Source organism: Curtobacterium sp. LFS079, from assembly GCF_047977865.1.
In the GTDB taxonomy this organism is placed as follows: domain Bacteria; phylum Actinomycetota; class Actinomycetes; order Actinomycetales; family Micrococcaceae; genus Arthrobacter.
Map to the genome: position 1 here is coordinate 270,068 of NZ_JBFPFO010000005.1, position 11,996 is coordinate 282,063.

At 64.3% G+C, this 11,996-nt stretch carries 12 protein-coding genes and 1 other RNA gene; 7 read left to right on the top strand and 6 right to left on the bottom strand.

Going from position 1 to position 11,996, the window contains the following annotated elements; translation table 11 throughout:
- The first annotated feature begins 75 nt into the window (after positions 1-75).
- Positions 76-909 carry an oxidoreductase gene (locus ACNQPB_RS11350; RefSeq protein ID WP_498751702.1) on the top strand — a complete coding sequence of 278 codons (834 nt, stop codon included), beginning with the start codon at positions 76-78 and terminating at the stop codon, positions 907-909.
- On the opposite strand, the gene epsC is transcribed toward ACNQPB_RS11350, so the two are convergent.
- The 3 genes from epsC to msrA all read right to left on the bottom strand — a co-directional run bounded on the left by epsC (position 906) and on the right by msrA (position 3,046).
- Positions 906-1,490 (bottom strand): serine O-acetyltransferase EpsC, encoded by a 585-nt coding sequence (epsC, locus tag ACNQPB_RS11355; protein ID WP_498751704.1) that lies wholly within the window; start codon positions 1,488-1,490, stop codon positions 906-908. The genes ACNQPB_RS11350 and epsC overlap by 4 nt on opposite strands.
- Before the next feature lie 29 nt (positions 1,491-1,519).
- On the bottom strand, positions 1,520-2,455 hold the full coding sequence (gene cysK / locus ACNQPB_RS11360; protein ID WP_498751706.1) for a cysteine synthase A: 936 nt from the start codon (positions 2,453-2,455) through the stop codon (positions 1,520-1,522).
- Positions 2,456-2,521: 66 nt separating this feature from the next.
- Positions 2,522-3,046 (bottom strand): peptide-methionine (S)-S-oxide reductase MsrA, encoded by a 525-nt coding sequence (msrA, locus tag ACNQPB_RS11365; protein ID WP_498751707.1) that lies wholly within the window; start codon positions 3,044-3,046, stop codon positions 2,522-2,524.
- Positions 3,047-3,133: 87 nt separating this feature from the next.
- On the opposite strand from msrA, the gene ACNQPB_RS11370 reads away from it, so the two are divergent.
- Together ACNQPB_RS11370 and ACNQPB_RS11375 are read left to right on the top strand one after the other, a co-directional pair.
- A complete protein-coding gene (locus tag ACNQPB_RS11370) occupies positions 3,134-4,036 on the top strand; it encodes a Nif3-like dinuclear metal center hexameric protein (RefSeq protein ID WP_498751709.1) in 903 nt (300 codons plus the stop codon).
- A gap of 125 nt (positions 4,037-4,161) precedes the next feature.
- Positions 4,162-4,899: a zinc ribbon domain-containing protein gene (locus ACNQPB_RS11375; protein WP_498751711.1), complete on the top strand. Its 738-nt coding sequence runs from the start codon at positions 4,162-4,164 to the stop codon at positions 4,897-4,899.
- Between the two features lie 67 nt (positions 4,900-4,966).
- On the opposite strand, the gene ACNQPB_RS11380 is transcribed toward ACNQPB_RS11375, so the two are convergent.
- Positions 4,967-5,731: a YaaA family protein gene (locus ACNQPB_RS11380; RefSeq protein ID WP_498751712.1), complete on the bottom strand. Its 765-nt coding sequence runs from the start codon at positions 5,729-5,731 to the stop codon at positions 4,967-4,969.
- Between the two features lie 57 nt (positions 5,732-5,788).
- On the opposite strand from ACNQPB_RS11380, the gene rnpB reads away from it, so the two are divergent.
- Positions 5,789-6,173: RNase P RNA component class A (gene rnpB / locus ACNQPB_RS11385), an RNA gene on the top strand.
- 407 nt (positions 6,174-6,580) lie between these two features.
- Entirely contained in the window at positions 6,581-7,528 is a 948-nt protein-coding gene (locus ACNQPB_RS11390; protein ID WP_498751714.1) for a D-glucuronyl C5-epimerase family protein, read from the top strand.
- Between the two features lie 70 nt (positions 7,529-7,598).
- On the opposite strand, the gene ACNQPB_RS11395 is transcribed toward ACNQPB_RS11390, so the two are convergent.
- Both ACNQPB_RS11395 and ACNQPB_RS11400 read right to left on the bottom strand, forming a co-directional pair.
- Positions 7,599-8,876, bottom strand: a complete 1,278-nt coding sequence (locus ACNQPB_RS11395) for a TIR domain-containing protein (protein WP_498751716.1) — start codon at positions 8,874-8,876, stop codon at positions 7,599-7,601.
- A gap of 75 nt (positions 8,877-8,951) precedes the next feature.
- Positions 8,952-9,818 carry a DUF4231 domain-containing protein gene (locus ACNQPB_RS11400; RefSeq protein ID WP_498751718.1) on the bottom strand — a complete coding sequence of 289 codons (867 nt, stop codon included), beginning with the start codon at positions 9,816-9,818 and terminating at the stop codon, positions 8,952-8,954.
- Between the two features lie 346 nt (positions 9,819-10,164).
- Here ACNQPB_RS11400 and ACNQPB_RS11405 point away from each other — a divergent pair, with 346 nt between their 5' ends.
- Positions 10,165-11,655 carry a glyceraldehyde-3-phosphate dehydrogenase gene (locus tag ACNQPB_RS11405; RefSeq protein ID WP_498751720.1) on the top strand — a complete coding sequence of 497 codons (1,491 nt, stop codon included), beginning with the start codon at positions 10,165-10,167 and terminating at the stop codon, positions 11,653-11,655.
- 74 nt (positions 11,656-11,729) lie between these two features.
- Positions 11,730-11,939 (top strand): hypothetical protein, encoded by a 210-nt coding sequence (locus ACNQPB_RS11410; protein WP_498751722.1) that lies wholly within the window; start codon positions 11,730-11,732, stop codon positions 11,937-11,939.
- Positions 11,940-11,996: the final 57 nt, after the last annotated feature.

Below are 11,996 nucleotides of genomic sequence, written 5' to 3' on the forward strand. Positions count from 1 at the left end.
ATACTGGGGAGGGCCGGCCTTTGCCGTGCCCGCTGCCGCCGCCGGCCTGCCCGCGGCCCGAGCCGAGGAGTTTCCATGGCCCCAGGGACCGTATTCGTCACCGGAGCATCCACCGGAATCGGCTATCAAGCCGCCATCCTCCTGGCCCGGTCCGGATTCACCGTCTACGCCGGCGCCCGCCGGACCGACATGATGGAGCCCCTCAAGGCCCATGGAATCCGTGTGCTCTCCCTCGACGTCACGGATGACGCATCGATGACGGCCGCCGTCGCGGAGGTCGAAGCCGCTCACGGCCGGGTGGACGTCCTGGTCAACAACGCCGGCTACGGCTCCTATGGCTCACTTGAGGAAGTCCCGCTGGATGAGGGCCGCCGCCAGTTCGAAGTCAATCTGTTCGGGATGGCGCGGATGACGCAGCTGGTCATACCCCGCATGCGGCAGGCCGGGGAGGGCAGGATCATCAATGTCTCGTCCATCGGCGGCCGGATCTACGAGCCCCTCGGTTCCTGGTACCACGCCGCGAAGTTTGCCGTCGAAGGGCTGAGCGATTCGCTGCGCCTCGAACTTGCGCCGCACGGCATTTCGGTGTCGATCATCCAGCCCTCGGGCACCACCTCGGAATGGGGCAGGATTGCGGGGGAGCACCTCCTGGTTTCTTCCGGGCAGGGGCCCTATGCCGGACAGGCCCGCATGATGGCTGCCGCGTTGGCGAGCACCGAGGGGACGATCCTGGCCTCTCCGCCGCGGGCGGCGGCCCGGGCAATCCTCCGGGCTGCCCGTTCCGGAAAACCGAAAACCCGCTACCCGGCGGGCCGGGGAGCGGGTTCCATTCTGGCGCTCAGACGGATCCTGCCGGATCGCGCCTTCGATGCCCTGCTGAGGGGCATTTACGGCAGGTTTCCGGTCTAGATCCGGTACTCGATGTAGTACTCGGCCGGATCCACCGCAGGCTTGGTTTCGGACTTGGCATCGCGGTGCCGCCAGGTGGCCGGGACGCCCGTGATGATGGACTCGGGCGGCGCGTCTTTCACGACGACGGCGTTCGCGCCCACTGCGCTGTCGGCACCGATGATGATCGGGCCGAGGACCTTCGCGCCGGCGCCGATCGTCACCCGGTCGCCGATGGTCGGGTGTCGCTTGACCTTCGCCAGGGAGCGGCCGCCGAGCGTGACGCCGTGGTAGATCATGACGTCCTCGCCGATCTCCGCGGTCTCGCCGATCACCACACCCATGCCGTGGTCGATGAAGAACCTGCGACCGATGGTCGCCCCCGGATGGATCTCGATGCCGGTCAGGAATCGGGTCAGCTGCGAAATCAGCCGGGCAGGAAAACGCAGCCCCGGCCGCTGCCACAACTTATGGGTCAGCCGGTGCGCCCAGATGGCATGCAGCCCGGAGTATGCAAAAAAGTTCTCGAAAGAGCCTCGGGCCGCCGGGTCGTGTGACCGGGCGGCCTCGAGGTCTTCCATCAGTCTTGCGAAGAAGCTCACAAAGACCTTTCTACAGGAAGGCCAGTGGATCAGCCGCGGATGTCGTCAAAGAGCACGGTGGAGATGTAACGCTCGCCGAAGTCGGGGACGATCGCGACGATCAGCTTGCCCTTGTTCTCCGGGCGCTTTGCCAGTTCCAGCGCTCCCCAGACAGCGGCGCCGGCGGAGATGCCGCCGAGGATGCCTTCCTGGGTGCCCAGGGAGCGTGCAGTGGCGACGGCGTCCTCGAGGGAGGCGTCAAGGACCTCGTCGTACACGTTGGTGTCCAGCACCTCCGGGATGAAGTTGGCGCCCAGGCCCTGGATCTTGTGCGGGCCGGGGGCGCCGCCGTTCAGGATCGGGGAGTCCTTGGGCTCAACGGCCACGATCTGGACTTCCGGCTTGCGTTCCTTCAGGACCTGGCCGACGCCGGTGATGGTGCCGCCGGTGCCGACGCCGCCGACGAAGATGTCGATCTTGCCGTCGGTGTCCGCCCAGATCTCCTCGGCAGTGGTGTTGCGGTGGATCTCGGGGTTGGCTTCGTTGGCGAACTGCTGGGCCCAGATGGAGTTCTCGGTGTTGGCCACGATTTCCTGGGCCTTCTCCACTGCGCCTCGCATGCCCTCGGAACCCGGCGTCAGCACGATTTCGGCGCCGTAGGCACGCAGCATGACGCGGCGTTCGGTGGACATGGTCTCCGGCATCGTCAGGATGACTTTGTAACCGCGGGCGGCGCCGACGAGTGCCAGGGCGATACCGGTGTTGCCGGAGGTGCCCTCCACGATGGTTCCACCGGGCTTCAGTGCACCGGACTTCTCGGCGGCGTCGATGATGGCCACACCAATGCGGTCCTTGACGCTGTTTGCGGGGTTGTAGAACTCCAGCTTCACCGCCACGGTGGCCTCAAGGTCCTTGCTGAGCCGGTTGAGGCGGACCAGGGGGGTTCCGCCGATCAGCTGGGTGACGTCGTCATAGATCCGTGCCATGTATTCATGCCTGTTCTCTGAAGAGGGAAATGCTGTGGCCAGCCTAACCAGCGTTACGAAGCCCTGCTACGCGCGGAGCCATGAAGAGTAATATTTCCTGGCCTTCGCGAGCTTCGGATTGATGATCACCTGGCAGTAGCCCTCTTCGGGGAATTTGGCGTAGAAGTTCTGGTGGATCGCCTCGGCCTCGTGGAAATCCGGAAGCCTGCTGACCTCCGTGACGATTTGCTTGGACCATAGCGGCTGGTTCCTGGCGATCGCCTTCTCGAACAGGTCCTTCTCCTCTTGCGTCTCATAGAACATGACGGAGCGGTACTGGGTTCCGACGTCGTATCCCTGCCGGTTCAGGGTGGTCGGGTCGTGCAGCGCGAAGAACATGTCCAGGATGATTTCCTCGGGAATGACGTTCTCATCGAAGGTCACCGCCACGACTTCTGCATGGCCTGTGATCCCGGAACAGACCTCGTAGTAGCCCGGGTTCCGGACGTGTCCTCCCGCGTAGCCGGAAACCACGGATGAGACGCCCTGGGTCTTCTGGTAGACGGCATCCAGGCACCAGAAGCAGCCGCCGCCAAGTACGAAAGTTTTCATGCCCTGTTCAATGGCCGGGAGCCGCGGAAGATTCCCGCAGGAGCCTTACGGAAGTGTGACGGCCCGGGATGCGCAAGAATATTGCCCATGGAAGCTGTGAACACCGCTGTTGCAGAGAACGTTGTCGAGGACAAGGAATCCGACGGCGGCCCGGGAACCCCTGCCCTTGCCGAACTGCTGCTCGCGGTCGAAGAACTCTGGCCGGAATCCCTGGCCGAGAACTGGGATGAAGTCGGCTTGGTGGCCGGGCGCCCCGAGACCCCGGTCAGCAAGGTGATGCTTGCCGTGGACCCCACCCTGGAGACCATCGAGGAAGCCATCGCCTGGGGCGCGCAATTGCTGGTCACCCACCATCCCTTGCTGCTCAAGGGGGTCAATTCGGTGGCCGCCACCACCGCCAAAGGGCTGGCCGTCCACCGGCTGATCGAGTCCGGCACCGCGCTGCTGACGGTTCACACCAACGGCGACTCCGCAGTCGGAGGCGTCTCGGACGTGCTGGCCGACGCCTTCGGCCTGGACAACGTCGTTCCGTTGACTCCCGCGGCGCAGGGTCTGCCCGAGGAAGGCATAGGCCGCGTCGGTGAACTTCCCGAGCTGATGACGCTGGGCGCTTTCGCTGCCAGGGTGTTCGAGGTACTTCCCGCGGTAGCCGGCGGCGTCCGTGTTTCCGGGGAACGTGATGCCCTGATCCGCAGGGTCGCCGTCTGCGGCGGCGCGGGCGACAGCCTGTTCGACGCCGTCCGCGCCAGCCAGGCGGACGTCTACGTGACGGCCGACCTCCGGCACCACCCGGCGTCGGAAGCGCGTGAATCCGCCATCAACGGGCGTCCCTACCTCATCGATGTCTCGCACTTTGCCAGCGAATGGCTGTGGCTGCCGGCCGCTGCCGAAGCGCTCGGCAACGTGCTCGCCGACCAGGGGTACGACGTCGAAATCCGCGTGGCCAGCACCAACAGCGACCCCTGGGACTTCATTCTTACGCCCGGCTGAGCCTGACGGACTGATGTGGGCAAGGCAAGCCCGGCGGGCAGGATAGGCGCTAGAGTCGGGTGAAGGACGGGCCGCGGGCCCGGCCGGATCCCGAAGGGATGCGGCACGATCAAGCGGAGGTGGACGTGGCCAAGGCAGCCCCGGCGGAACAAATGAAGTTGCTCGACCTGCAGGCTCTGGACGCCAGGCTCAAAGGCCTGGCCAAGCGTCGCAGCATCCTCGAAAACGATCCCCGCATCAGCGACCTCCGGGACGCGCTGGGCGTGGCGAACGGCGAACTCGGCACTGCGAAGCTCGCCGTGCACGACGCCGAAGCCGAGCTGCGCCGTGCCGAAGCGGATGTGGAGCAGGTTGCCGGCCGGATCGAACGGGACGAAGCCAGGCTCAATAGCGGCACCGGCCTCTCCAAGGACCTGGTGGCCCTGCAAAGCGATATCGCGTCCCTGAACCGGCGTCGTTCCGACCTGGAAGACGTCGAACTGGAAATCCTCGAACGCCTGGACGGGCTCCGCGAAAAGCAGGCCGCCCAGCAGCAGATCGTGGACGACATCCAGGGTTCCTTTGCCGGCATCCGTGCCGAACTGGATGCAGCGATCGCCGAGGTGGCCGGAGAAGAGGACGGCGTCCGTGCCGAACGGAACGCTTTCGCCGCCGGTGTGGACGCCGGTGCCCTGGACATCTACGAAAAAACGCTGGCCAAACGCGGAGTCGGTGCGGCCAGGCTGTTTCACGGCAAGTCTGAAGGCTCGGGAATGACCCTGAGCCCCGGCGACCTCGCCGAGGTCAAGGCTGCCGCGGAAGACGACATTGTCTTCTGCCCCGACTCCGGCTGCATCCTGGTCCGCTCCGCCGAATGGAACTAAGGGCCGTTCCACCCGACTGACTGGCAGTTGTGGCCGTTTGAGAGTCCAAAACGGCCATAACTGCGTACTAGTTGGCCAGGATGATGTTCAGGGCGTGCGCCTTCCGCCCGGTGCCCTCGACGAGTTCGGCGCTCCAGCTTTCCTGTGTCGCCCTGAGCAACTGTTCGGGGGTTGCCGGTGCCTTGCCCCGCCGGCTGAGCAGATGGCGCGCGAGTTCCCCGCGCGTGTGCTTGGCGAAGTGGCTCACAACGGTGCGCTTGCCGTTCGCTTCGGTGAACACGTTGACCGTGACGGTCTGCGCTGGCGGAGGAGCCCAGGCGGCGGCATAAGTGCTTGAGCGGCAGTCCACCAACAGCTCGCCTTCCGCCCTCCCGGCGAGTGCCTCCGTGAGCTGGGGCTTCCAGAAGGAAGCCAGCCGCCCGACGTCGGGCAGTGCGGTTCCCATCGACAGCCGGTAGGCGGGCACTCGGTCGCCGAAGCCGAGCGCGCCCCACAGTGCGGAGATCACCAGGACCGATTCGCTGGCCTTGCGGCGCTGCGTTGGAGTGAGCGACTTGTAGCCGAGCGCGTCGTACAGGACGCCCGAATACAGTTCGTACGCCGGGGCCGCCGGTTCGGCGTGCAGCCGGGTGTTCCGCTCGACGTCGTCCTTCAGCGACGCGCCGACGCCCAGCAAAGCGAGGGCGTCCACGTGTGCGCTGACCAGGCCCAGGGCGTCGAGCACCTTTGCGCGGTAGCTGTTGAGCTCGGGGAAGCTCAGAGACTCCCAGTCAACGGCGGGGCCTTTGGCCGCGGGGGTCTTGCCTTCGGAGGGCGGGAGGAGAATCAGCACCCGTCGATATTACCGGGGTCCGGCGCTGGCTCCGGCGCCGGTAGACTGTACTGCGGACGGGGCAGCCAGGCGGCCGCGCGCCACGCAAGTGGCTCGAGGAACGTCCGGGCTCCACAGGGCAGGGTGGTGGGTAACGCCCACTCGGGGTAACCCGCAGGCCAGTGCCACAGAAAACAGACCGCCGCTTCCGTGCTCTTGCGCGGAACGCAGGTAAGGGTGAAACGGTGGTGTAAGAGACCACCAGCTTCCCGGGTGACCGGGAAGGCTAGGTAAACCCCACCCGGAGCAAGGCCAGACAGGACACGTTCGAGGGCTGCCCGCCCGAGTGTCCGGGTAGGCCGCTGGAGGGCGCCGGCAACGGCGTTCGTAGATGGATGGTCGCCTCTTCCCGGCCGGCAACGGCCCGGAATGACAGAACCCGGCGTATCGGCTGCCCCGTCCCACGCACCGCCGGTTTCCCGCGTGATTTCACGGAGGATTCGCCCGTTTTGGCCCCGGACTCCGGGTTTAACTGCTCCTCACGGTTTCCGCGTATTTGTGCGCATTTATCAGGTTACTCGCAAAAACTCCCTGAAAACTCCCTGAGCCTGCGCTTCCAGATTGTCGGGGCCCGGTGCCAAGTAAAAGGGGCTCGTAAGGGACAGCCCGAAGAGATCCGAGTGCCCCGACGGAATTGTGGCCTATTCCTGCCAGCAGAATGTTCGGGCCTGACTCTGATACTTCTCAACGGCATGGCTGAAATTGTGCACCCTTGAGAAACCCGGCACTCCAACAACATCGCAGGAACATACTTCAGGTCAGCACGCCCTATTCTTGAAAGATTGCTAATTCAATAGATTGGGGGGAGCCATGCGAAAATTAATCGCAGGCTTTATTGTCGCAAGCATCATTCTCGTCGGTTGCGCGCTGACACCAAGCGAGGCCGCGGCACCACCGGCATACATTCACAGCGGATACCGCCTGAACCGGGCCGGAACATCGCCGTACATCGGCCCGCACGTCGTTCCGCTGGACAACACCACTTGGGGAAAAGTCGGCCCGGACGGCGTCCTCCAGGTCACTCTCAACGGCAGGCAGGTTTACCACCCCGGCAGCTCTGCGTGGTGGATGAACCAAATGATCAGCTCCTACAAGGTCACCGGAGACAAAAGGTATCTGGACCGCGTTATCAAGACGGCCCAATATCTCATCCGGTATTCCGTGACCGACCAGAACGGAACCTGGTTCCCGTACCGGTTCGACTATGAGCATGGTGGGTTCCGACTGAAGGCGCCATGGGTGTCGGGTATGGCGCAAGGGATGATGCTGTCAACGTTCGTGAATCTCTACGACGTCACCAAGAATCCGTACTGGAGAACCTGGGCGGATCGGACCTACAAAACCTACAAGGCACCGAAGTCAGCCAAGGGCCGATGGTTCCAAGACGTTCGACTGGTCAACGGCAAGAAATTCCTGTCCTTCGAGGAATACCCCGCCGTGGAATCGCAGATCAGCCACGTGGTCAACGGGAACATTTATGCAATGTACGGGCTATACGACTACTACCGGTTGACCGGCAGCAGCGAAGCGCTATGGTTCTTCGACACGGCGGCCAGCAGCCTCCGCGACACCTTTCTTTGGTACCGGAACCCCGGCAGGCCGTCATGGTACGCGGCAACGCCTTACGGATGGCGCATATGGGGGAATCCTGCCGGGTACCACAAGGGGGTGACCAGCCAGCTCCGTATGATGGCGGATCTGACGAAGGATCGGCGGTTCACGGACGAAGCAACCACGCTGTTCCGGGACTCCCACTAAACGGGAAAACAGCCCCCACCGTCATGCTGATGTTCATGAAGGTGGGGGCTGGTTGTGTTTGATTCGCCTTTTAGTAGTAGCTTGTCTGCAGCGCGTTCGCGAAGGATACGAACCAGAAAAGGCCTCCGACGCCGATGCCGATCCAGGCCCACACCTGAGCTTTCTTGGACGCGTCAATGGCGCCGTTCGGGTTTCCGGCGTTCCAGCGCCCCGGGACCTGTGTCGAAAAGTAGAGTGCCACCGCTCCGAGGGGGATGCACAGCACGAGGGCAATGATGGACACCGCCAATCGTTGTGGCGGCGCAGGTTGCTGGACATACCGGAAGTCCGGCGGCCGCTGCTGGAAGCCCTGATGCTGCGGTGCGATTGGCGCACCCGTGTACACGCGGTTGGTCCCTGCTTGCGGAGTCCCTGCTTGTGGAGTCCCTGCCTGTGGAATCCCCGACTGCGGTCCGGCGGGCCGGCTGGCGCGGGCGGGGTCCAGCCCGGTTGCCGGGCCCGGCGCGGCACTTTGTGCAGCGACGAACTGCGGCCCCGGCATCTGGGCCGCCTGCGCGCTAGCAGGGCGGCCCCCGGCTGCACGTACCGGTTCCGCCGCCTTTTGGGGCGCGGACGCCGGTTCGGATTGTGCGACGGCGGCCTCAGCAGTGCTGCTCCGGGACCGAAGGGCATCGTCCTGCCGCACCCGCTCGATATCCTTGGCCACTTGGTGAAGGAGATCGCGGCGGGTCTCCAACACGTCAAGGAGCTCCGCGGCGGCGTCATGTTCGCGGGGGCGTTCCAGTGAGGCCCTGAGTTTTGCAAGGATTGAGAACTGTTCGTCTGCGTTGAGCAGTTCCCGCCGCAGGACCGCGGCGAGGTCGCCCAGATAGGACACGGGGACGGCCGGCGGGTCCGGAAGCGGGTCGGGCAGCGCCGCGTCCGACGGAACGGAGAAAAGCGCGTTCGCCAGCTGTGCGCCGGTGAGGGGCGTCCGGTTCGTGTAGTCGATGAATTGCAGCGTCGCGATGTCCGGCGGGAGCAAGTCCGAGCGGACTGGTTTGACCACGAGCGGTATCAACGGCTTGCGAAGGCTGCGTGCGTAGTCCCGTTCCCGGGTTGCTGCCTCGGAGTCGATCAGGCTGGGGGACACCACAAGGATCATGGCGTCGCACGAGCGGATCTGTTCGATGATGACGTCCCACCATGCCTGGCCGCCGTCCAGGTTGCTGTCCACCCAGGCCTCATGGTGCAGGGCCGAAATGCCTGCCCTGATGTCGTTGAGCGCGTCCTGGTCTTCCCGGGCGTAGGAGATGAAAACCCGCCTGCCGGAGCGGCCGGATGATTGAGGAGCTGCTGTTCCGCTCATGGGATCCTGGTCTCGCCTGAACGAATAAATACAATGATTGGTGAAAATAAGGATACGCGTCCGAAGTGGCCGTTGCTAGCCCCCGCGTGAAGCAAGCCACATGGTGTGCTCGCGGCTGATCGCGTCCTCGGCGTCGGAAACTGCCGTTCCCCATGAGGCCTCGTCAGCATCCTGCAAAAGGGACTCCTGCAAGGCGAGTTCCCTGCTGGTCAGGCTGTATGCGGCGGCGAGCTGAGCGTGCTGCTTGAGGGCGAGCCAAGCGGCACTGGCGCCGATGACAGAGCCCAGGACGCCTCCGAGGTCTATCTCCGAGACACCGGCGAACTTCAACGTAGCCAATGCCACAGCAAGGATCTCAGCAGAGACCAACACCGTGCGCCACACCTCGGCCCGCCGCTTGTTCGCGGCAGCCTTGGCTGCATACCACTTGCGCTGGGCGAGGGTCCGTTGCCTGAGGTAGGCGGACTTCCTCTCTTCGAAGGTGCTGTGCCGCAGGGCGGTCATGGAGTCGGTGACCAGCGGGCTGTCCGTGGCGATGGCCACCCGGTCGCCGCCCTTCTGAGCCAGTTGCTCGGCTCTCTCCCGGAGGATCTTGCGTGCGCCTGCGTCACTGAGTTCCCCTCCGAACGGGTCACCGTGGACGGAGTAGCGCCAGGCCATGGTTTTCATGGACTCAGCCAGCGCCCGCCCCGCGTACCAGTCACGTTCCGGCTGGACGTAGGCAAGGATCAGTTCGCAGATGAGTGCCACGAGGAAGGCTGCAAGCACCACTAGCGAAGACAGGCCGAGATTTCCGACGGCCAGGGGGATGGCGCCCCCCACCGCGCCGGCAATGGTGCTGCCCAAACGCAAACGGTTCAGGAACAGGTACTTCCGCTGGCCCTTCAAGGATGCGGAGTCGGCATCCTTGAAGTAGCCCGGCAGCTCGAGGACTTCACTCACGACAGCACTCCGTTCGCCCCACGGGACCGGCGCACCGGCAGCCGGTGGTTGGATTGTAGGTCCCGCCATGGACGGCGGCCAGAGCCTAAGCCACGTTCCTTTCCGGGGCGTGTGAGTGATTTCACTGCGCAAGGGCGTCCGGGGGATGCTCCCCAGACCCTAGAATGGATGGTGAACGTTGAAGTTCCCCGCTGGTACTGCGTTCGCAGCCGGCGGTTTTTCTTTGCGATCGTTCGTGGCGTCCGGGGCGGACCGAAGTCCCGGTGTGCCAGTGCCGCAGGATTACTCCGGGCGGCCGCCATCTGCGCACGAGGACGTGCGCGGTTGACCCTAGGAAGGTAGTTCTGTGACCCAGTCGTCTGATTCTTGTCTTGATTCGTGGATGGGCCGCGAGGCGCTCGCCGAAGCCATGATCCCGGTCATTGGCCGTTTGTACCGTGAAAACAATGTGGTGACCAGCATTCACGGGCGCAGCCTCATCAACAAGTCCTCCATGAACATCCTGAAGGCGCACCGTTTCGCCCGCCGGATGAGCAACGCAGAGCTCCCTCTGGAAGAAACCGCTCCGCTGCTCGACGCCCTTGTCGGGCTCGATCTCGGTGCGGCAGCCATCGACATTGCGCTCCTCAACGAGAAGTTCAAGGCCGAGGCCCCCGGAACCTCCCTGGAGGCATTCCTTCGTCAAGAACTGGCTGCCATTGTGGGCCGCCGCGGCGCTGACGACCGCACCAGCACCGACGTCGTCCTGTACGGCTTCGGCCGCATCGGCCGCCTGCTGGCCCGCCTCCTGATCGAAAAGGCGGGAGGCGGACACGGCCTCCGCCTGCGCGCCATCGTGGTCCGCAAGGGTGCCGAGAACGATCTCGCCAAGCGTGCCAGCCTGCTGCGCCGCGACTCGGTGCACGGTTCCTTCGAAGGCACCATCCGCGTGGACGAGGAAGCCAACACCATCACCGCCAACGGTGTGCAGATCCAGGTGATCTACTCGGACAACCCCTCCACCGTTGACTACACCGCCTACGGGATCAAGGATGCCCTGGTGGTGGACAACACCGGCCGCTGGCGCGACGCCGAGGGCCTGTCCCAGCACCTTCAGAGCAAGGGCGTCGCACGCGTCCTCCTCACGGCGCCGGGCAAGGGCGAGCTGAAGAACATCGTCCACGGCATCAACCACACGTCCATCCAGGACAGTGACACGATCGTCACCGCCGCTTCCTGCACAACCAACGCCATCACCCCGGTGCTGAAGGCGCTCAACGACAAGTTCGGCGTCATCCACGGCCACGTGGAAACGGTGCACTCCTTCACCAACGACCAGAACCTGATCGACAACTTCCACAAGGGCGACCGCCGTGGACGTTCGGCGGCCCTGAACATGGTCATCACTGAAACCGGGGCGGCGAAGGCTGTCGCAAAGGCTCTTCCCGAGCTCCAGGGCAAGCTGACGGGCAACGCGATCCGCGTTCCCACCCCGGATGTCTCCATGGCCATCCTGAACCTCAACCTTGAGAAGGGCACCACCAAGGACGAGGTCAACAACTACCTGCGCGAAATGTCCCTGCACTCTTCGCTGCGCAAGCAGATCGACTACATCGATTCGCCTGAGGTTGTCTCCACTGACTTCGTCGGCTCCCGCCGCGCGGGCATCGTCGACGGCCTCGCCACCATCGCCAACGACAAGAACCTCGTCGTTTACGTCTGGTACGACAACGAATTCGGCTACAGCTGCCAGGTGGTCCGCGTGATGGAGGAAATGGCCGGCGTGAACCCGCCGTTCTTCCCGGCCCAGGAAGCACCTGTTGCTGCTGAGCCCGCCTTGGAAGCCGTCACTGTCTGACCTGTTTTCAGGAAGCTTCGGCTTTCCCGGCCTGTTCTCTGGAATCGGCCGGGAAAGCTGAGCAAAATGGTCCCATGGAACGCGAAGAGACCCTGGACCACGACACCACACTGGAGCACGCGCTCGACGTTGCCCGGGCAAACCAGAAGGAAGCCAAAAGGCTGCTTGACGGCGCCCGTGCGGCCCACAAGGCCGGGGACGTCACTGCGGAGCGTGTAGCGCAGCTTGAATCACTGTTGGCGATTGCCGACGAAGACCTCAAACGGGTGGCCCGGGAGCAATAGCTTCCCCTATCTACCGGGCCGGGCGACCGGGCGGCCGGTGTGTCCTCCTCCACACTG

Bases quoted from the DNA above. Each gene is read 5' to 3' on its own strand.
- ACNQPB_RS11350 (WP_498751702.1), top strand. From the start codon at position 76: ATGGCCCCAGGGACCGTATTCGTCACCGGAGCATCCACCGGAATCGGC.
- cysK (WP_498751706.1), bottom strand. From the start codon at position 2,455: ATGGCACGGATCTATGACGACGTCACCCAGCTGATCGGCGGAACCCCC.
- msrA (WP_498751707.1), bottom strand. From the start codon at position 3,046: ATGAAAACTTTCGTACTTGGCGGCGGCTGCTTCTGGTGCCTGGATGCC.
- ACNQPB_RS11370 (WP_498751709.1), top strand. From the start codon at position 3,134: ATGGAAGCTGTGAACACCGCTGTTGCAGAGAACGTTGTCGAGGACAAG.
- ACNQPB_RS11390 (WP_498751714.1), top strand. From the start codon at position 6,581: ATGCGAAAATTAATCGCAGGCTTTATTGTCGCAAGCATCATTCTCGTC.
- ACNQPB_RS11395 (WP_498751716.1), bottom strand. From the start codon at position 8,876: ATGAGCGGAACAGCAGCTCCTCAATCATCCGGCCGCTCCGGCAGGCGG.
- ACNQPB_RS11410 (WP_498751722.1), top strand. From the start codon at position 11,730: ATGGAACGCGAAGAGACCCTGGACCACGACACCACACTGGAGCACGCG.